Origin of the sequence: Prosthecobacter fusiformis, assembly GCF_004364345.1 — a bacterium.
Taxonomy (GTDB): Bacteria; Verrucomicrobiota; Verrucomicrobiia; order Verrucomicrobiales; family Verrucomicrobiaceae; genus Prosthecobacter; species Prosthecobacter fusiformis.
The window spans coordinates 132,841-153,647 of the sequence record NZ_SOCA01000004.1 but is presented as its reverse complement, the minus strand read 5'-3'; the positions used below and the strand labels follow the sequence as shown (position 1 = coordinate 153,647).

The window sequence follows — 20,807 nt, the reverse complement described above, 5'->3', positions numbered from 1 at the left end:
AGAGAGAGTCATTATCGTAGCCAGCCCGGGTCCGTGATTTACTGGGTGATTGTTACCTGTCCTGACAAGATAGGGGATGTCGTAGTTTTCTCCGTTCCCTTAGGAATCTGCGGCAGCAGGAAGTAACCAAACGCCTTATACTTAAAATTCTTATCCTCATCGTCCTCATCGTCCTCATCCTCATCGTCCTTATCCTTATCGTCCTTCGTGCGAATAAACATACCTTGATAGGTCACATTTCGTATCAGGGAGCCATCAACCAAACGGAAAGTTCCTTTAAAGCTGCCATTGAGGCCAAACGTCGCTTTAGAGCTGAACGGAATCACCAAGGTTGCCCGCCCAGGGTTTTCTATGCTTCCGGCCAGTGGCATGACCACTTTCCCCGCATCAGTAAAAGTGAATGATTCAACATCTGGAACCGTTCCCGAAAGTTCCACGCCACCATCGGCGAAGTTCAACTTGGCAGTCTTCGAGGGATCAGGCATTCCCGTCAAATTCCAAAAAGTATAGGAGGCGGCCAGATACTTCCCGTAAACGACCATCGGCAACGGTCCAAACCCTTTCGGATAAGTCCGTGTGATCGTCTGCGGCTTGATCCACGTCAGTGTGCCCTCGATCACATTTTCCTCATAACCTTTGCCAGCCTCTAAATTGATTGCAAGGCGGCCTGCCAATGAGCCTAACTTTGAATACAATATCTGATAAACCAGGACCTCACCATTCGGGCCAATAAATCCTGCGGTGGTGATGGTATTGCCATCAGCCGTACGCCCGGTCAACTTAAGTCCACCATCAAGTCCCACCACACCGCTCGCATACCCCGTTCCCATCGGGATCGGATTAGGACTGGTGAAGGTTGTGGGATCAATCCCCATACTATAATAACCATGACGTGTACTTGCCGGGTTCGTTGCGGTTTTCCACACCCGACGCCAGCCACCAACGCTGGCACTGCTTCCACCCACGCCGATATTGGTCACGCTGCCCGTCAGCAGATCATTGCTCAGCCCCAATTCCAAAGCGACTTTGTTAAGTCCCGAAGTGATGTTAATCTTGGGGTTCGTGTCCAGTTCGACATCCATCTGGCCTTTAAGCGTCGTTACCTTGGCACCTTGAGTCAGTTTCAAGGTGTAAGCCCCCAAACTAGTTGTTGCCAGGTCAAGGCGACCTCCCAAGTTTCCATTCACACTCACATCGTGGGCGATGAACCCAAGATAAGTTCCGACCACACCCGTTGGTAATGCGCTCACTTGCAGGCCTGCCGTCCGGACAGGGCTTACCCCTGCCGCATTCGTTGATGTCAGCTGCACTGCAAATACACCGGATACCTTGGGCCGACCGGTAATCAAACCTGTCTTGGTGTTTAAAGTCAGGCCTGAGGGCAAGCCCTTGGCGCTATATTTTGTCGGATTGTTGGAAGCGGACAGCTGATAGCTGTAAACGCCTCCGACAATGGCTGGAGGAAATGTCGGTGCAGTCACCCCCGGCTTGGTAAGTGTACCCAGGACATTGAGAGTAAACTCCTTCGTCGTTGTGTAACCCAGGTCATCCCGCGCCTGTAGAGTAAAGCTTGTTGACCCCATCACCGTGGGGGTAAAGCTCAAGATACCAGTTGAGCTAAGATTCAGCCCGTCTGGAAGTGCCCCAGCACTCAACGTCCAGGTGTAAGGTGCTTTGCCACCAACCGCGTCAAGCATCTGCAAATACGGCAGATTCAAGAAGCCTGTATTCAAGTTGGCGGAGGATACGATTGTGACCCCATGCACATTCAACGTAAAATCCTGCGTCGTTTCAAGGCCGCCCTCATCCGTGCATTTCACCGTGAATTCCGCGACTCCTGTGACAGCCGAAGTTCCTGACAAGACGCCGCTATTACTCAACGACATGCCCGCTGGCAAAGAACCGGAGGCGACAGTCCAAGTGTAGGGTGCAGTGCCACCATTAGCTGTGAAATTAAGTGCATAGGGAGCATGCTGGCCTGCATCAGGAAGCTGTGAAGAATTTGTGATGGCCAGCGGAATTTTCGCAATCACTATGGTGAAAGACTTGCTGACCGCAGTTGGAGTTTTATCCGCTGCTTGAACGATAAAATTAAAGATACCAGCAAAAGTAGGACGTCCGGAAATAACACCTGCGGAACTTAACGAAAGGCCATCAGGCAAGGTGCCCCCAATCACTGTCCATTCATATACAGGCTTGCCCTCAATCGCTTCAAGCGATTTAAAATAGGTCTCACCAACGGAGCCGCCGACCAGAGCTGAGGGAGTGCTTACATCCAAGGGTTGCTCCAAAGCTGCGAGGCTGAAGTTTGCCATGTTTGTAGCGCTAGATGTTGAATTGGAGTAACTCCCCACCACTAGCCGAGCCCCCGACGCCAGAAATCCGGTCCCCACAGTGAGATCGGTCACATCAATGGTCGTGGTTCCAGGAAATGACACCTGAACGGGGAAGCGCCAACGAACACCGGGCTTGTCAGACGTTGCATCGGGATTGGTGGTGGTATCCGCAGTGTTCCAATAAAGGATAGCCTGCTGTGTGGCTGCGACTACGGTAGAAGCATCCAAGACCCACAGATACATTTGCTTACCCGCAAATGAGGGCCCGCTACCACTGCTATCAAGCGTTGTTACGGCTGCGAAGTGACCAGGAAGCGCAGGGGTAAAACCACTCCCGATCGTAGAGCGCCCAGCCTCGACAAAGTAATCGTTCAACAATACAGGAGTCGTTTTTAGGTTTTGAATTTCCGTATCGGTCATTTGCAACCCGGTGGAAGGATCTCGAAACCATCCAAGACGCACCATCGACCCAGTTGGCAGTTCACTGCCATTTTCGAGGCTGAAGCCGTGATTTATACTGGCTGACCAGTTAATGGTCGCAGCACGGACAGAGGACGCGAGCGATGCCGCAACGATAAGTAGAAAAGTCCAAAATTTCATAACCAAAATGCTGCTTAGTGTTGTGGAATCGCCCAAGTGAACCTGTCAGGATTTTTGCGCCGCAAAATTATGGAGCTTCCCGGCGCAATGCTAGCCCCGCTGGCATCCATTGATTGATCACCGACCTTCCGCCACCCTGTTCCGCCAAGGCCTAGGGTCTGATAATAAAATGTCTCGTAACTAGAACCGTTCCACAACATCACCTGATCGGCCGAGGTAACATTGCCCGCTGCAATCCCAGTCGCTGCATTTCCCTTATACAACCCGGAGCTAGCCAGGGTCATGGCTGTCGAATACGGATTTGGCACAAAGTTAAATCCGGGGACGATATCGAACGAGGTCTGCCCAGTCTTTACCCAGCCGCTTAACACTATCGGCAGCCCCGCAGACCCCACACGCTTGATGATCACATTCTGCTCAGGCCGAATGATTGCATTGCTTGCATCCGTGCTTTGATCTCCAAGCTTCCGCCAACCGGTGCCACCGATTCCTGAGGTCTGGTAGTAATAACTGTCATAGCCTGTCCCGTTCCACAACTGGACATGGTCTGCAGACAGAGGGGACCCGCCCTGCAAGCCTGCCATATTGGCGCTGCCGAAGATAGCAGCCAGTGTCCAATGGCTGACAATGCGATATTCCAAGGGGGCAATCAGCCCCTCAGGCAGCGCCTCATCCAAGGTGATTGTCTTAGAATTTGCTTCCGTGTCCGTAATGCTTCGAGTCACGCCTACCCCAGCACCCGTTTTGGAGCCATTGACGCTGATGATCTCCACATAGTGTGAACCATTGTTGCCATTGAACTCATCGTCACTCCAAGTCGCAGAGCTATCAGTGAGCGTATTTGGACCCACTGCGGAGGCTACGGATAAATACTTAGCCGACTGCAAGAATTCTGTTGCTGCAAATGTCAGCTTTGACTCTGCACCACCTGTTCCGGCAACGGATACTGTGTCGAATCCCGCGACATCGCTATAAACAGTTAGCTGAGCCATAGCCACCATAGGCATCGACAAAACAAAAAGAAGACAGGAAGCTGAGGTGTTCATGGTCGGGAGAATTTAAAACCGCGCATATCGTATAAAGAAACGAAACGGCGAGATATATGCGGAAGAACCAGATTCTACTGAATATTCCCTTTACCCTCGCAGTGCTGGAACAAACGAGCAATTGAAATTTGTGATTTCCAAAAAATTCACGCTGAATTAAAAATTCTCCGCCCTTTTATTAGATCATTCCGTATCATATGATAAGTTAAAAAACGGGAATATTTAAAATAAACACTCACCTACGGAAAATTCAAGGAACACTTATTTCTTATTTAAATTAAGCATCTTCAACACATTGACCGACTGAGATCCCTCTGCTTGGAGGGAGGATTTTGTGGACGGTTATCAGGTACTGCGGTTCGCTGCGAAAATGGCTGCACAAAGGGTTCTTTGGCAAGAAATGCTAAACTTAGGCTCAAACGGCTAAGCATCAAAACTCTTCGCTGCCTGTCACTTTAGTCAGGTACCAACTCATCACCTGAATACCGTAGAAGACCCACAGAGCAGCCCCAGCGGCAAGATACGGACCGAAGGGTAGCTTGGCCCCCCACTGTGCACGGCCCGTGAGGCGGGTGAAACCGGCGACCAGAGTTCCAAGAACAGATGCGGCGAATATGGTGAACAATACGGCTTTCCATCCTACAAATGCGCCGATCATCATCATGAAATGTACGTCGCCAAGCCCCATGGCCTCACGTGGGATCATGACACTGGTCGCTTGCCCTTTCAGGGTGGTCACATTTTCGAGGTTAAATTCCTCCACCTTCCCGGCAGCATCCAAGACCTTCATGGTCTCCACATATAGCTCCACGGTGACGTCTGTGTAATTTTGATCATTGATGCGTAACGAAGGGCTGGTGATGAGCAGGCGATCCGTGGGCCGCTGCATGCCAAAAAGGTCCACCCACTCGATTTTGTCATCCCCGATGGTGACGATAGGCGGCTCATTCTCATCCGGCTGGGTGACGCTCCAGGCCTCCGGTTTTTCGAAATTGAGTTTCTTGCGGCCAAAGGCGAGTTTACCGAGTTCTACGACGAGACGAAGGCCTCCAAAGCCAATGGCTGCACTGGCCAAAGACATGACGCCCGCGCGCCACCAAATATCCTCCCCCTGTAAGGATGGCACCCACACAGAAGCAAGGATACCGGCGATCGTACCATTGCGGGTGATCTCCGCTGGCAGCAGGAAGTGCTCGATATCAATGAAGGTCCCTGCGATTAGCAGGCTCATAAAGATCCACAGACAGAGAACCTTTGGACCCCATTGGACAATCTGATCCCACTCCCCGCCAAAATGCCACAGTACAGCGTAAAACATGATTCCCGTAAACGCTTCCACCCCAATGTAACGAGGGGAAATAGGTGAACGACAACTGGCGCACTTACCCCGCAGAATGAGCCAGCTAAAAATGGGGATGTTGTGGTACCAAGGGATGTGATACTGGCAGCTCGGGCAGAAAGAACGCCGAGGATTATTGACGGACATGTTCCGTGGCACACGGTAAATGACCACATTCAGGAAGGATCCGATGCCTGCCCCGATGAAGAAAAACAGGAAGTGCAGCAGGGCATTGAGAATCTGGTAACGCATCATGAGCAGAAGAGTGAGAAACTTGGCTTGCCATTCGCCTGAGAGGAAGCAAAAAAAGAGACAATGTCTCCCCTGCTCCGGGTCAGCGTATTCTGCGTGTTAATGAGTTCATGCACCGCATCTGCGGATAAGCATGGGCTGGTGGACATCCGGCGGGCCATACCCGGCATCTCGATAGATTTGCGCTATGCCACTCCAAATAATGTGACTGGCAAACCGATTTATCCCGCCAAGATGCCCTGCCTTCTGCGTGCATCCACGGTGCAGAAACTCAAGAGGGCACAGGCCCGACTGAAAGCCCAAGGATATGGACTGTGTGTCTGGGATGCGTGGAGACCGCCGGAGGCGCATCAACTGCTCTATGACCATAGTGCCAAGACTGGCATGTTTCTAGACCCAGCCTCGGGTTGGTCACGCCACTGTGGAGGAGTCTCCGTCGATGCAACTCTAGTAAACCGGAAAGGCCAGGAGATGAGGATGCCAACCTCCTTTGATGAGGAGTTGCATCAAACCTCCGGTCACCATCAAGGCATGGATCTCACAGTGCAGCACAACCTCTCCGTTCTTCATGAAGCAATGACCTCGGCCGGTTTCAAAGTGCTACCCGGTGAGTGGTGGCACTTTGATGACCTCGAATTTCTCTACCGACCTGTCCCTGTGATCACAGGAAGCGATCTGGGAATACGGATCCGATAGAGAACGAGAAAACGCTTCAGCTTAAACCAGACGGGAGAGAACCTTCTCGACAGTCGCCTCGACAGAAAGCCCGTGCTTCTGACGGAGGATGGCGGGGGTGCCATGCTCCACAAATTCATCGGGCCACCCGATGCGGACAATTGGAGTGGTGATGCCTACCGTACAAAGCTGCTCCATGACTGCACAACCGAAGCCGTTCATCAGCACATGGTCTTCCAGTGTGCAGACAACCTTGACCTTGCGGGCATAGGTTTCGATGACCTCATTATCCAAAGGCTTGATCCAACGAGGATTGATGAGGGCGACCGAATAGCCTTTTTGCTCCAAAATTGTTTTCGCCTGCTCAGCAATGGAGAACATGTCCCCCAGGGCGATCAAGGCGACGTCGGTGCCATCAGCAACGACCTCGGCTTTGCCGATCTCGAGAATCTGTGGCCTGGCTTTCGGGGTAACGCCTGGACCATTTCCGCGTGGATAACGGATGGCGATGGGTCCTTTCTCATAGTTCGCCATGGTCCAAAGCATGTCCACGAATTCGTCTTCATCCTTGGGCTGCATGTGGACGAGTCCAGGAATGCCGCGAAGATAAGCGATATCGAAAAGACCATGATGGGTCGGGCCGTCGTCACCGCTGAGACCGCCACGGTCCATGCACAAGCGGACCGGAAGGTGCTGGATGGCCATGTCGTGGAGAATCATGTCCACGGCACGTTGCATGAAGGTGGAGTAAATGGTCAGGAAAGGACGGAGCCCCTGGACGGCCATTCCGCAGGCAAAGAGGGCAGCATGCTCCTCCGCGATGCCGACATCGAAGTAACGCTCTGGGATTTCTTTTTTGAAAGCCATGAGGCCTGTGCCACCCGGCATAGCTGCCGTAATAGCGACAATCTTTTGATCTTCCTTGGCGAAGTCCGTGACGGTGCGAGCGTAAATCTGCGAATACGTCGGCTTGTCTGTAGCCTGCACTTCACCGGTTTCGATGTTGTATTTGCCGAGACCATGGAATTTACCCGGATCTTCGAGGGCCGGTTTGTATCCTCGGCCTTTTTCCGTCAGAATGTGCAGGATAACAGGCTCGTTTTGGGTTTTGAGGAATTCGAAAGTCTGGATGAGAAGCGGCAGATCATGGCCGTTGATGGGGCCGTAATAGCGAATTCCGAATTCCTCAAATAGCGTGCTGCGGTTGTGCGGACCTTCACTCTGAGGCAGAAGAAGCCCTTTAGCCGAATTTTCCACCCGCTCAGCCAGCTTGCGTGCCCCGCCGCCAAGCATGAACTCGACAAATTTAGCTGCCTTGTCATGGAGGTTGGCAAAGCCAGGATGAGTGGCGATGGTGTTGAAGTATTTCGCGATGGCACCGACGTTTTTGTCAATGCTCCACTCATTGTCATTAAGGACGGTGATGAGGCGATTGGTATGCGAGGAGATGTTATTGAGCGCTTCAAAAACAGGACCGCAGGTAAAGGCAGCATCCCCGGAAACACAGACGACGTGCTCGTCTCCGCCTTTCAGATCCCGTGCACTGGCCATGCCGAGCGCAGCCCCAAGCGCGGTACCCGCGTGGCCAGCACCGTAGCAATCGTGCTCGCTTTCACTGCGGAGGAGGAATCCATTCAGTCCCTCATACTGACGGATGGTGTGGATTTTGTCCCAGCGGCCAGTCAGCATCTTATGGACATACCCCTGGTGGGCGACATCAAAGACGAATTTGTCCTTGGGGGTATCAAAGACGCGATGAAGAGCGATAGTGAGCTCGACGACACCAAGATTGGGGCCGAGGTGCCCTCCGGTAAGGCTGAGGGTTTCGATCAGAGTGGCGCGGATCTTGTCAACAAGCGCAGGGAGCTTGTCCAGCGGCAGGGCTTTGAGATCAGCAGGGCAGGTAATGTCAGGCAGGGTGGTGTCCACGTGGTGTCAGAATAGTCGGATGTCGTCAGTGTCTTCTTCGACCTCGGCCGGTTTCTTTTTGCGGGCGGGGGCGGCAGGCTTGGATTTCTCTTCAATTAATTCGGCGCTGGTCGGGTCAAAGGCCGCAACGATCGGCTTGGCCTCTGCATCAGCGGTGATGACCTCAATGCGACGGCGAGCCACATCAATGCGCTGGCGGCAGACCTTGAGAAGGCCCATGCCCTCTTCATAGCTAGTGACCATTTCATCCAGGGGCATGCGGTCGCCTTCCATCAAAACAACGATTTCCTCCAGGCGTTCCATGGCCTGTTCGAAGGAAGGTTCAGATTGAGAGGGGGCGCTCATGAGAGGGTGATTGAAGGGCGCGCATTATCAGGACACAGGAGGCAGCCGCAAGCAGGAAAACCGAAGTTAGGCGGATGATTAAAGCCGTCTTGATTCATTTTCGCACCGTAACTAAGCTCCCGTCACCATGAAAAAATTTATTCCGAGCCTCACATTCTTGTTTGTTGCAGCTCTGTCCAGCCTGCAAGCCAACCCTGAGGTGCCCCAGGCAGTCACCCAAAGTTTTGGCAGTGCCATTGCTGATAGTATCCTGCTGATCAAAGGCAGCAGCACCACAGCAGAGCCAGTTGAGTGGACCGCCTATGCCCGGGACCCATTTCGTCCGGCAGACATTCTGCGCATTAGTGTAACGATGGAAGGCATCGCCTGGAAAGCCAGTCCGGCAGGAGCAGGCACAAAAATCCTGGACCGTGTACCTGCCACTGCCATTGATTTCAGCAAACTGCTGTATCGTAGTGCTGATGCACGCGTGGTCGCCGCCAAATCCGCAGCTCTCGCACAGACCACTTTTACCAGCATTGATTACCAGTTGGCCACCAATGCCGAGACGGGTGCTCCAGAATGGGGTATGGCCCTGAAGGACGAAACGGGCTACGAAGTGGGTTTTGTCGTTGTCTCTGCAACCACTGGAGCGGTTAGTTTTCAGGACTGGTCCCCCAGAGTTCCCTCCTCAGCCAATGCAGAAGGTGACGAAGGCGAGCGTGCCGCACGAGCTGTAAAACGTGCAGCTCGCAAAACTTGGGACTGGACCGACAACGCCCGGAAAGAGACGCGTGGATTCTTCCGCGAGCTGTTCCGCTAAGGGATAAATCGTCATTTTTTGCCGTTTCCCGCCTTCGTCTGAGCAGACGCGGCGGGATTTCTTTTGTTAAACTTAGAGATCAAACCTGTTTTTACACCTTGACGCCCCTTATTATGGTCAGCATTACTGCGCAACTCCTGTCCCTTTGGGCCGGAGGCCTTCAGTCCTTCTCCCGAACCCACTCAAGCTGCTATGATTCACGGAGTCCTCTCTTCTCCCCAAAATGCTTTGCGCCCTTTCCTGGTCGCTGTTCTTCTGTCCGTCACATCCATAGGCGTTCAGGCCCAGGTTTCCCTGGATTCCCCCGCTGCTACCGGCAGGAAGATCGTCCGTGAAGTTGATGTTGTATTCAAAGGGGCTGCAACGATGGACCCCGCACGTGTCCGTGCGCAAATGTCCACTCGCGAAGGCGAACCCTACACAGATGAATCTGTGGAGCGCGACCTGCGCACCCTTTATGCAACGGGCGCAGTGGAAAACGTGGATATCAATGCAGTCAATGTCCCGGGCGGCGTAAGAGTGATCGTCACCATCTCTGGACGTGGCGGCATCGCTGAGCTTGGTTTCCTGGGTAACGCAGCTTTCGATAACGCCAAGCTGAATAAAGAGATCGAAATCAAGGTGGGTGATCCTGTGGATGATGCCAAGCTGACCGCAGCTCAGCAGAAAATCCTGGACCTTTACTCCAAAAAAGGTTTCTCCGATGTGGTGGTGACCTATGACGTAACTCCCTCCAGCAAAGAAGGTTTCTCAGCCGTTCTGTTCAAGATCGAAGAAGGCGGTCGTGGCCTGATCGGTGACATTCGTTTTGAAGGAAACACAGCCATCAGTGACCGCACTCTGCGCTCTAAGCTGACCTCCAAAGAGAAGACTTTCTGGCGCCTGTGGGGCAAAGCTGGCAAGCTGGACAATCAGGCCGTGCTTGAAGACGTGCGCAAAATTGAGGAAGCCTACCAGGACGAAGGTTATGTTTATGTGAGAGTGGGCTATCGCCGGGAAGCGGTGAGCGATGACAAAGTTTCCATCGTTTTTGAAATCACCGAAGGCGGCAAATACGACGTAGCCGCAGTGGTCATCGAAGGCATCACCATTTTCTCTCAGGATGAACTGACTCCAGCCATCCGCATGGAAGCTGGTTTCCCATACTCCGGCAGCGATGTCCGTGGTGATGAAAAAATGATCCAGGATTACTACGGCTCCCGTGGTTATGCTGATGCACGGGTGGAAACCCGCCTGTCTGACGCTGGCCCTGGCATGCTCAACGTGACCTATAGTGTGTATGAAGGCACCAAGTCCTACATCCGCAAAGTCAACATCAGCGGCAACATGAAGACCGAAGATGAAGTCATCCGCCGCGAACTTCCGATGTCCCCTGGTGACGAGCTGAACACTGTCCAGTTGGAAACAGCCCAAAGCCGTCTGGAAAACTTGAACTACTTCGAAGGCAAATCTGAAGCCAATCCTCTGACCATCCGCCCAGTTTCGACCGAAGTGGAAGGATTTAAGGATATCGAAGTCAATGTCACTGAGAAGCCAACAGGCTCCGTCAACTTTGGCGCCGGCTTCAGTTCGATTGACAGCATCGTCGGATTCATTGACGTGACCCAGACAAACTTTGACATCACCGACTGGGGCGATTTCCGCGGTGCAGGCCAGCGCTTCAACATGAACATCCGTTACGGCCCACGCCGTCAGGACTTCAACCTCTCCATCACGGAGCCTTGGTTCCTGGGTCAGAAGCTGTCTTTCACCACTGAGCTTTTCTACCGCAACATGTTCTACCTTTCTACCGAGAACCGTTATGAGCAGACCAATGCCGGACTTTCCCTCAGCCTGCGCAAACCGATCGGTGAGCACGCTTATTTCGAAACGACCTACACGCTTCAGAACGTCAGTGTGGATGTCCAGGAAGATGAAGATCCGAGCCAACTCATCCGCAACGAAGACGGTGATTTCGTTCAGAGCAAAGTGGACTTTGGCTTCGTGCATGATACCCGCGACAGCGTGTTTATCACACGTAAGGGCCACAAGTTTGAGGCAGGTCTGATGGCCTCCGGTCTGGGTGGTGATGTTGAGGTCTGGGGTGCCAACATCGGCGGTCAGCAGTTCTTCTCCCTTCCTGGTGACACCATCCTGAGCTTTGAGGGTATGGCCCGCATGGTGGATGGCTGGGGCAGTTCCGCCACAGGCAACGGTGATGTGCCGATCTTTGAGCGCTTGTTCCTGGGTGGTGCCAATAACCTTCGTGGTTATGACTTCCGCGAAGCTGGTCCAAAAGACAGCACGGGTGAGCCTATCGGCGGCAATGTCTCCCTCTACGCCAGCATTGAATACACCTTCCCGATCATCGAAAAAGTGCGCGGGGCAGTCTTCTATGACGTCGGTTACATCTCCACGGACATCACGGCTGAAGGTGGGAGCGTCGGAACCATCGAAAATGGTGGCCCAATCGTGGGTGATGGCGAAATCTATTCCAACGTTGGTATCGGTCTGCGCATGTTCCTGCCTATCGGCCCGATCCGTCTCGACCTGGGCCTGCCCCTCGTGAAAGACGATTTCGTCGGTGGCAGCCCACGCTTCCAGTTCAACATGGGCTACAAATTCTAAGCCTGTTCCAGACTCAAATTGAACACATTCCCTGTTAGTTTTACATATACCCATTCTATGATTCGTCTTCTGACTTTAGCTTTACTGACCACCAGCCTGACTCTTGCCAGTGCCGCCGATTTGAAATTTGGCGTGGTGGACATGTCGAAAGCCTTCTCTGAGTTCCACAAAACCAAAAAAGCCGCTGAGGACTTCAAAGGCAATGTGGACAAGGCTCAAAAGGAAATGAACGACCGCTGGGCCGTTTATAAGAACCTGATGAACGACATGCAGAAGCTCAAAAAGGAAGCCAGTGATCCGATCATGACTCCTGACGCGCGGGCTAAAAAAGCGGCTGAGTTTGAAGAAAAGGGTAAAGAACTGCGCACCCTTGAGCAGGAAATCGGAGAGCAGCAGAACCGCCGCTCCAGCCAGCTCAAGCAGGAAGACGTTCAGATCCGTCGTGGCATCTATGACGAGATCCTCGTTGTCGTTCGCGATAAGGCCAAGGTCGAAGGTTATGACTTCATTTTCGACAAGTCGGGAATGAGCCTTTCCACGGTTCCGGTTCTTATCTACTACAAAGACGCTGTGGATATCACAGACCAGATCGTTGTAGAACTCAACAAAGCAGCTGAAGCCAGCCCTGCACCAGCAGCACCTGCCGCTACGGAATAATCTTTTCTCCGTCTTTAAGGGCACGCCGAATCATATTCGGGCGTGCCCTTTTTGTTTATTTGGGGTTCAAGTCATCCGTCACGTCTCAACGTGTGACCGAGCTTAATCGGAAGAGCGCTGATCAAAGACAAGCCCAACTGGGTGAAGCACAACCCGCCGCAGTTGCGTCCAAGTGGACAAGATTGAGTCGAATGAGAAGCGGGGGTTTGGCGAGCTAAGCTCTTGGACTACTTTGGCTTACACCGGTCTCCGTGTCCTCCGATTTTACCATTGCTCAAGCCTTGGTAATAAGCGGCAGTGTTCCAGGGAAGAGCGATCAGTCTTGTCCGGTCGGCTCTTCGTATTCCCTACTGCACGAACGTCATATGACAGAAGGTTGGAGCGAATCAAGGTGCTGGGGCAGAAGCTGGCGGCTCGGGAGCCGACGGCACCGGATCAGCCATGGGACTGACTGTGGCAGGTGAGGCTAGGCTGGATTCAGGCCTTTCATCCATGGCCCGGGCCGCCTTGCCAAAACGAAGGACATATCCCAGCAGGGCTTTCATACGTCCCGTTTGGGTGAAGCGACCAGTCACACGCCAGTTTTCCGAAAGGTCATAAGAAGCCTGGACACTGTCATTACTGCGGTCCGCACCGGAAGGATTGAAGGTCATGTTCAAGCGTGGAGGCTCCTCACGGACCACCTTCTTTTTATTGAAAGTCTTGCGGTAAAATTCGCTGAGGAAAAGAAAGGCAGCTCGAGTGGCAGCCTCGGATGCCAACTCACTCGCGGACCCATCCAGGGTGGTACCAGTAGCTAGCATGGTCACAATATCCGATTCGCTCATGGGCGGCGAACTGGTGAAACGAGTCTTTGGATTGGTCGAATCCCCGTAAATATAAAGGGTGATGTCATAGCTGCCCATGCGAGACTCACCTCGAATATCCAAATCTGGATCGAAAGGGTGCGCAGGCCGCAGGGTAACAACTCCTTTGGTCACTTTGACCGTACTAAAGGGCAGCTTCAACAAAAGGCGGTCAATATTGGCCCCCCCAGTCAGTTGCGGTGACGCTCCCGTGCCACTTAGCCTCACATCTGCCGAGACAGCTCCGCTGGCCAGATTGCCTGAGATGAGCACCGGGTCCCGGGTAAGCACTTTGACGTTGAACAGCCAGTCTTTAATGATCGGTGGCAGAGTTAGCTTGGCTTCACTTCGGCCAGTATTCACAGGCACGGGAGGGACATCCACAGGAAGCTTCAATACTGGCAGAAGATCGATTTCTTTGAATACCCGACCACGAACCACCTCAACCAACCCTGCAACCGTGGATTGCTGAAGCGTACCACGGCATGTGATGTCAGCATTGGCACGCACGGAGGTGGTAGGATCCCTGAATACGAGTGCCTCGCGCGCTTCCAGGCTCAGATTCAACCCTGGATTTTTCACGTCCGTGGCATCAACCGCACCTGAAAGCTTCACCCTCCCCCCTGCGAGCACGGCCGAGACTTCCTGGATTTCCACCTTCTGTCCATTGGCACGGATCAAAGCGCGCACACTTCGAACCGAGGGTAGGTCTGGCTTGGACCAGGCCACCTCCTTGATGTCGAGATCCACGCCACCTGTGAGGACTGGCTTGCCAACCGTACCGGCGATCTTCGCATCCAATTTAAGACGGCCAGGGATGGACCGAATCATGTCAGGAGCGTATTCGCGTAAAAAGCTCAAGTCACTCTCCGGCATCTGGAGTCTGAAATTCAGAGGTGTGTCATTGAGTGCACCGGGAGATTTGATCAATGCGGGAAGGTCCAATGGAAGATCCCCCTCTGCGGTTAACGTTTGCAGAGGTGGCTGCGAAAAGGTACTGCGGGTCCTGATGCGCTTGTTTTCCAATACAGTTTCAGATCGTAGGGTGGCTGGCTGAAAAGCCTTGGGTCCATTGGGCACCTTCACATTTTTGAGTTCGACGAAGATCCGACCCTCCGCGGTTTCAAGACGGCCGTTCACGCGGATATCCGCATTAAGGATGCCTGAAGGAAGACTGGTGATGCCTGCCGCAGCCAGGATTTCATCCACTCGCAGGTCTTTGGCCAAGAGCGAGACCTGCATGGGCTGCCCATCAGCGCCGTCTGCTTTAGTAAGATCAAACGGAATAGTTGCACTGCCGCTTACCAGTTCCGTCTTGTTTTGCCATACTTTCAGTTCGGCAAGACGGGCCTGCTTTTCATCCACAGTCCCTTTAACCGCAAGACGCCAAGGCCCCAGAGTAGCTTCCAGATGTTTCAAATCGGCAACAGTGCCTTCAAAAGCAGTCTCCAGAGCCAGAGTGGCGGCCTCAGGCATCGCCACGGTCTTCACTGCACTGGCATTCAAATTCACCTTGCCGACGCATTGCCATGGCTGCAACCGGCCCGTGATGTTCAGATCTCCGTTAAGCCCGCCGCTCTCCATCAAAGGGGCTTTGAAAGTCCTGAGCCAAGAATTGAGGCTTGTGAGCTGGGCCATGTTAATATCCCCCTTGGCCTGAAAAGTATAGGGCTCCAGGACGAGCGTTTGTCCGGTGAGCTTGATCACATTCTCGGCATCAAAGCGCACATCCGCAGAATCCAGGAAGGCGCTGCCTTTTTCGACATGCGTGCGTAGTGAAAGCTCCTGGATTCGACCCTCCCCATATCCGCCCTGGTTGACGGAAAGATTCATGTCCGCCAGTAGCCCGTTATAGTTTTTGGCACTGAGATCCTGAATATTAAAGGAAGCCTTTCCGATCAACTCTATGACCCCAGCAACCGGCTCGGGTGGCGGAGTCAGCCCCGTGGTTTTCATCAAAGCGGAAGGATCGCTAACCCGAATCTGCCAGGAAGCCTTCACGGGCATCGCATCCTCCATCTGCATGGTCGCATTCAAGGTAATGGAATTCCCAACACCGAGTTCCAGGCCTGGTATTTCCACGCTGGCCTGCTTTCCATCCAGAGAGAAAAGGGTGCGCAATTGGGTCAGCTTATACGTTTGAAAAGCGAGGGATTCGCCCATGAGTTCACCCTGTGCTTTCGTTGCTACGCTCCCCTTCCCTTCTGCGGTGGCATTCAACATCAGTTTCCCTAACACCTGGGGCGGTTGATCCAGAAAATCTGTGACTTTTGGAAGGCTGCCTTGCAAGCTCGCGGTCCAAGGACTCGTGGCCAGATCCTTGACATCCGCAGGGAGATTCGCAACAGCAGTGAGATCCAGGCGATTCTCCGTACGGTTGATCTGTAGAGACATCACTTCTGCCCGGCCATCCTTGACCGTTGCTTTCATGGAGACCGCATCAATGGTGGCCCCTTTTGAACGGATGTTTGCCAGCGAGAAGGCCACATCCACTCCCAGTTCCACAGGCTTCAGTGCATCACCGGCGGCTTGTAAATCCAGTGTGCCGTTTTCAAAAAAGACATCTTTCGGAAGTCCCAGTGTATGCAGTTCTTCTGAGCGGAGATCACGGCCTTGAATTTTCGCCTGGAACAGGAGCGGTGGTTGTAACAAACCGGAAGCTGAGGCTTCCACTCCCAAACGAGCCGCCCCAAGCCCAATCTGCATATCCACTGCTGCCGACGCATCCGTTTCCCACAGTCCCTGAAGATTCACAGCCAGCCGCTCTAACACGACTGCTTTAGGTAGCGTTAGATTTTGAATGGTGATGCGACGAGATTCCCAAACGACATCGGCCTTGATATTTTCCAACGCGAGATCCCCCGGTTCCCGGCGAATTTCCCGACATTCGAGAATACCAGGCATCCCCTCTCCGATTTGCAACGTGAGTCCACGAACGATCAATTTCCCGCCATCCGCGAGGGTGATCGCTGCATTAACATTCTTAATATCAATGGTCCGAGGCCAGACAATGGGCAATTTCCCCGGTGTTTTTTCTTTGGCAGAAGCTGGCTCAGCTTTCTTGCTAGCTGGCAGCTTTCCAAGATCCAACTCCGCCTCCACATCGTGAAGAGTCACCCGGTTAACAGCATGCTCCAGATCACCTTTTTTTAGCAGTCTCCAGTCGTAAGTGGCACTCAGTTCCCCGATTTTTGCAACTGGCAACCAATGCCCCTCACCGCCGCCTGTTTCGATGTTAGCAAACTTAAAATCCCCCCATAGACTGCCTTCAACCTGCCAGCTAAGAGGCAAATTCAGCGATGCCGCCGCCTTAGGCCCTACCCAACGGATGACCGCCCGAAGTATCGGACGATGAAAGACCGCCAGGACGATGATCAGCAGGAGCGTGGCATACAATGCACGCCTGCACCATTTCCAAAAACGGCGGCGAGGAGGCGGAGACGGGGGCGGCTGCGACACGGGTTACTCATTCACGGAAAGACGCGTGATTGCAACGACCGTGTAGATGTTGTTCGTCTCTGACCGATGTCTTGGCCGGGCACCTGACACAGAACTCCTGCAAACTCTCAGAATTAAGGGCCCATGAAGCACTCTGAGATGAAATCCCGTCTTGCCAGCATCACTGATCAAGACTTAACTCAGCGCTTCCCCGCCCGCACCAACCCAGGATTTTCATTATTGTGTCATCAGCCCGCTCGATTCTCGTTACCGGAGGCACCGGTTCTTTCGGCCAGAAATGCATCAGAACCCTCCTTGCCGACCCATCCATCAAGCGCATCGTCATTTATTCGCGCGATGAGCTCAAGCAGTATGAGATGAGCCAAAAGTTCACGGACTCCCGGCTGCGCTTCTTCCTCGGGGATATTCGCGACCGTAATCGTCTGTGCAGGGCGCTGGAACGGATTGACACCGTCATTCACGCGGCCGCCCTCAAGCAGGTGCCCGCCGCGGAATACAACCCGATGGAGTTTATCAAAACAAACGTCCTCGGTGCTGAAAACCTGATCGAAGCCTGTCTCGATGCAGAAGTTAAAAATGTCGTGGCTCTATCGACTGACAAGGCTGCCGCGCCAATCAATCTGTACGGGGCTACCAAACTTTGCTCGGACAAACTGTTTATCGCCGCCAACAACGTCAAGGGCAGCCGCGATATCCGTTTCAGCGTCGTGAGATATGGCAATGTCATGGGTTCACGGGGATCTGTGATTCCCTTTTTCCTGGACCGCCGGAAGACAGGCGTTCTCCCCATTACGGACCCGGCCATGACCCGCTTTAACATCACCCTTGAAGAAGGTGTGGCCCTTGTCCAACACGCGCTAGAGAAAGCCCTAGGCGGCGAAATCTTCGTCCCAAAGATCCCCAGCTACAGGATCACCGATGTTGCAGAAGCCATCGGCCCAGACTGCGTAAAGCCCATTGTCGGCATTCGTCCTGGAGAAAAAATCCATGAAGAAATGGTCACGTCCACAGATGCGATGCAGACCATCATGACGGACCGCTACTACATCATCTTCCCCAGCAGCAACCAGGGACTGGAAGCAACGAAAAAGAGGTTTTGTGATCACCACAATGGTACGTCGGTGCCCCCTGACTTCGCCTACAACTCCGGCACTAATAGCGAATGGATGACCGTTCCTGAAATCCGGGCTCTGATCCGCGAGCACGTGGACCCGTCTTTTGATCTGACCTGATCTTCCCGATGGCCTCCGATTTCCTGCCTTATGGTCGTCAGTCTCTGGACGAGGCGGACATCGCTGCCGTGGTAGATGTGCTGCGATCCGATTTTTTGACCCAGGGGCCAGCCATTCCCCGCTTTGAAAAAGCCGTGGCTGACTGGTGCGGTGCACGCCATGGCATCGCCCTCTCTAATGGCACAGCCACGCTTCATTGTGCAGCCCAGGCCATGGGACTGGGTAAGGGAGACTGGCTATGGACCTCCCCGATTACCTTTGTAGCCTCCTCCAATGCTGGGCGCTATTGCGGAGCGCAGGTGGACTTTGTGGATGTGGATCCTGCAACCGTCTGTCTCTGCCCAGACCGCCTGGAGGCCAAACTCCAGCAGGCAGAAAAACAGGGTCGGCTGCCAAAGATCGTCGTGCCAGTCCACTTCGCCGGCCAGTCATGTGACATGCCGCGCATCCATGCCCTGAGCCAGAAGTATGGTTTCCGTATTTTGGAAGATGCAGCCCATGCATTAGGCGGCAGTTATGAAGGAGAACGCATAGGAAACTGCCGCTGGTCGGATGCGGTCTCCCATAGTTTTCATCCTGTGAAAATCGTCACCAGTGCCGAAGGGGGCATGATCACCACCAATGATGAAGAACTGGCTTGGCGTATTGGTGCCCTGCGGACCCATGGAATTACCCGCGAATCCTCCCGCATGCAGGGGGAAAGCGATGGTCCATGGTATTACCAGCAGATCGAACTCGGATACAACTACCGGATGACTGATCTCCAGGCAGCTCTGGGTGCCAGCCAGATGGAAAAATTGGACCGCTTTGCCCAACGTCGGCAGGAACTGGCAGAACTCTATGACCGCACGCTCGCGGGACTGCCTTTACGCCCCCTGGCACGTGATCCACGGGGCATCAGCGGGTGGCATCTTTATATGATCCGGCTGGATCTCGAGGCGATTGCCCCACTTACTCGGAGGCAGGTTTTTGAGAGCTTAAGGGCGCAAAACATCGGCGTGAATGTACATTACATTCCCGTTCACCTCCAGCCGGACTACCGTCAGTTTGGTTTCCAAAAAGGCGATTTCCCTGAGGCTGAGCGTTACTATGAAGAATGCATCACTCTGCCGATGTTTCCGGCCATGACCGACCTGGACGTAATGCGAGTGAAAGAGGCACTTTGCCAAGCATTGCATGCAGCAGCCTAATTCTTCTGCCCCAGCTGCCAGAATCAAGGCCTTAGCAGTTCTTCCACGACTAATCGTACGGACTCATAAGCAGCGTCCGAGCCGTATCCCTTGAGGGTCACATTTTTACGCGCCCACCCTTTATCCACCCCGACGAGTATTACCGGGATGACAGGAATCTTCAAATTGCGCACGATTGAGAATCGATGATTCCCCCCCTTCCCGATGAAGATAGCCTTGCCTTGCGAGTCCACTGCAATTTTGATCTCGTCCAAGTTGCTTCTCACAATGGTCGGATCAATCTGCCTTAGCTCCGTTTGCGACTTGTAACCGTTTAACCGGATGTCTTCATAGCATCCCATCAAGATTTCAAAGTATCGGTCAATGTCCTCATAGCTGCGGCACCAGTAGGCTCCTGCTAAGGAAGGTCTCTTCACCTTGCCATGGAGATACTGCTCCACCGCATGGTGCATTTTGCGGTATTGGTCAGTATCCTTGTACGAAATCTTATCATGAAAAATGGCTCGTAAAGAGGGATGCAGCGCTAATTCCTGCCCCACAGGTTTCGCCTTGTCGGTCCAACCATGAGGCAGCCAAAGCCCATACCGGGATACTTTTTTGAAATCTGAAACCGTTATCATGGACTCCAGCTTGGAGGGATCCATCATTAAGGTGCTGGCATCGTCTGGCACATGAATAGGAAGATATCGGCACCAAGATGCCGGCGCACGCCTGATAAACAGCCTCCTTAAACTTATCATCGCCGTCGCAGAAAACTGAATTAGGAACGCTTTTCCAGCAGTACCAACGTGTTGCAAGTTTCCTCACTGCTACTGGCTTCCTCTTTTTTGACAATGCTGAAACCACACTCCAAAAGCAACGCCTCCACATCCTTCCAATACATGCGGTGGCCCATTTTATCTTTTGGCCCCATCGGCACACCCTCGCGCAAATGCTGCACACCAAAAATGGCATGCTTGCGAGTGAGCGAAGAAAGTTTACGGACTGCTTCTACCGCTTTCTCCGTGGTCAAAATGTAGCCCAAAAAGCGAAATGAAATTACCAGGTCAAACTCAGCTTTAGCAAATGGGAGACTGACCACGTCACTGAGGCAATCCTTATAGGAAACCAAGTTTGGGGGATTATATTCTCTGGCGACGGAGAGCATGTCCTCAGAGATATCCGCCCCTGTCACATCCCAGCTTTTCAAAAGGTAAAAAGGCAGGAAGCGACCAGTACCGAAAGGAACGTCTAAGACCCTCAGGCCATCGGGCAATAGTTTCATCAAGCTGGCCAAGTATAAGCACTCCTGATGCCAATCCGGCTTGTGGGCACGTTTTTCCAGATAAGTCAAGGCTACTGACCCTTTGTACTTCTGCTCTTTTCCAACTTTATTTTTTTTGGACTGGCGAAAAAGCTTTCTTAAGATGGATGGCATGACAGCAGGAATTTTGTCTGGCTTATGTCCGCAGGACAAGCATTAAGGTGTAATATACCAATCAGAGCTTGTCGAG

Annotated in this window: 14 protein-coding genes; 6 read left to right on the top strand and 8 right to left on the bottom strand. The window is 53.1% G+C overall.

What is annotated here, in order from left to right; all coding sequences use genetic code 11:
* Positions 1 to 38 precede the first annotated feature (38 nt).
* From EI77_RS13340 to EI77_RS13330, 3 genes are all read right to left on the bottom strand, one after another.
* Positions 39 to 2,936, bottom strand: a complete 2,898-nt coding sequence (locus tag EI77_RS13340) for an Ig domain-containing protein (protein ID WP_133795780.1) — start codon at positions 2,934 to 2,936, stop codon at positions 39 to 41.
* Between the two features lie 14 nt (positions 2,937 to 2,950).
* Positions 2,951 to 3,982: a TIGR02597 family protein gene (locus EI77_RS13335; protein WP_133795779.1), complete on the bottom strand. Its 1,032-nt coding sequence runs from the start codon at positions 3,980 to 3,982 to the stop codon at positions 2,951 to 2,953.
* A gap of 430 nt (positions 3,983 to 4,412) precedes the next feature.
* The gene (locus tag EI77_RS13330; RefSeq protein WP_133795778.1) at positions 4,413 to 5,576 is read right to left on the bottom strand and encodes a prepilin peptidase; all 1,164 of its coding nucleotides are present in this window, start codon (positions 5,574 to 5,576) and stop codon (positions 4,413 to 4,415) included.
* A 99-nt stretch (positions 5,577 to 5,675) separates the two neighbouring features.
* Between EI77_RS13330 and EI77_RS13325 the strand changes: the two genes are divergently transcribed.
* A complete protein-coding gene (locus EI77_RS13325) occupies positions 5,676 to 6,269 on the top strand; it encodes a M15 family metallopeptidase (RefSeq protein WP_166647237.1) in 594 nt (197 codons plus the stop codon).
* 21 nt (positions 6,270 to 6,290) lie between these two features.
* Here the strand turns inward: EI77_RS13325 and dxs are convergent, their stop codons facing one another.
* Together dxs and xseB are read right to left on the bottom strand one after the other, a co-directional pair.
* Complete coding sequence (gene dxs / locus EI77_RS13320) at positions 6,291 to 8,177, bottom strand: 1-deoxy-D-xylulose-5-phosphate synthase (RefSeq protein ID WP_133795776.1); 1,887 nt, start codon at positions 8,175 to 8,177, stop codon at positions 6,291 to 6,293.
* A 6-nt stretch (positions 8,178 to 8,183) separates the two neighbouring features.
* Positions 8,184 to 8,522: an exodeoxyribonuclease VII small subunit gene (gene xseB / locus EI77_RS13315; RefSeq protein ID WP_133795775.1), complete on the bottom strand. Its 339-nt coding sequence runs from the start codon at positions 8,520 to 8,522 to the stop codon at positions 8,184 to 8,186.
* A 127-nt stretch (positions 8,523 to 8,649) separates the two neighbouring features.
* On the opposite strand from xseB, the gene EI77_RS13310 reads away from it, so the two are divergent.
* The 3 genes from EI77_RS13310 to EI77_RS13300 all read left to right on the top strand — a co-directional run bounded on the left by EI77_RS13310 (position 8,650) and on the right by EI77_RS13300 (position 12,588).
* Positions 8,650 to 9,324, top strand: a complete 675-nt coding sequence (locus tag EI77_RS13310; protein WP_133795774.1) for a hypothetical protein — start codon at positions 8,650 to 8,652, stop codon at positions 9,322 to 9,324.
* Positions 9,325 to 9,552: 228 nt separating this feature from the next.
* The gene (bamA, locus tag EI77_RS13305; protein ID WP_166647236.1) at positions 9,553 to 11,931 is read left to right on the top strand and encodes an outer membrane protein assembly factor BamA; all 2,379 of its coding nucleotides are present in this window, start codon (positions 9,553 to 9,555) and stop codon (positions 11,929 to 11,931) included.
* Between the two features lie 57 nt (positions 11,932 to 11,988).
* Positions 11,989 to 12,588, top strand: a complete 600-nt coding sequence (locus EI77_RS13300) for an OmpH/Skp family outer membrane protein (protein ID WP_133795772.1) — start codon at positions 11,989 to 11,991, stop codon at positions 12,586 to 12,588.
* Between the two features lie 386 nt (positions 12,589 to 12,974).
* Here EI77_RS13300 and EI77_RS13295 read toward each other — a convergent pair whose 3' ends face one another.
* The gene (locus EI77_RS13295) at positions 12,975 to 16,892 is read right to left on the bottom strand and encodes a translocation/assembly module TamB domain-containing protein (protein ID WP_166647235.1); all 3,918 of its coding nucleotides are present in this window, start codon (positions 16,890 to 16,892) and stop codon (positions 12,975 to 12,977) included.
* 215 nt (positions 16,893 to 17,107) lie between these two features.
* Between EI77_RS13295 and pseB the strand changes: the two genes are divergently transcribed.
* The gene (pseB, locus tag EI77_RS13290; protein ID WP_133795770.1) at positions 17,108 to 18,124 is read left to right on the top strand and encodes a UDP-N-acetylglucosamine 4,6-dehydratase (inverting); all 1,017 of its coding nucleotides are present in this window, start codon (positions 17,108 to 17,110) and stop codon (positions 18,122 to 18,124) included.
* Positions 18,125 to 18,132: 8 nt separating this feature from the next.
* Positions 18,133 to 19,314 (top strand): UDP-4-amino-4,6-dideoxy-N-acetyl-beta-L-altrosamine transaminase, encoded by a 1,182-nt coding sequence (gene pseC / locus EI77_RS13285; RefSeq protein WP_133795769.1) that lies wholly within the window; start codon positions 18,133 to 18,135, stop codon positions 19,312 to 19,314.
* A 23-nt stretch (positions 19,315 to 19,337) separates the two neighbouring features.
* Here the strand turns inward: pseC and EI77_RS13280 are convergent, their stop codons facing one another.
* Positions 19,338 to 19,961: a hypothetical protein gene (locus EI77_RS13280; RefSeq protein ID WP_208300350.1), complete on the bottom strand. Its 624-nt coding sequence runs from the start codon at positions 19,959 to 19,961 to the stop codon at positions 19,338 to 19,340.
* A 113-nt stretch (positions 19,962 to 20,074) separates the two neighbouring features.
* The gene (locus tag EI77_RS13275; RefSeq protein WP_133795767.1) at positions 20,075 to 20,731 is read right to left on the bottom strand and encodes a class I SAM-dependent methyltransferase; all 657 of its coding nucleotides are present in this window, start codon (positions 20,729 to 20,731) and stop codon (positions 20,075 to 20,077) included.
* Between the last annotated feature and the right edge of the window lie 76 nt (positions 20,732 to 20,807).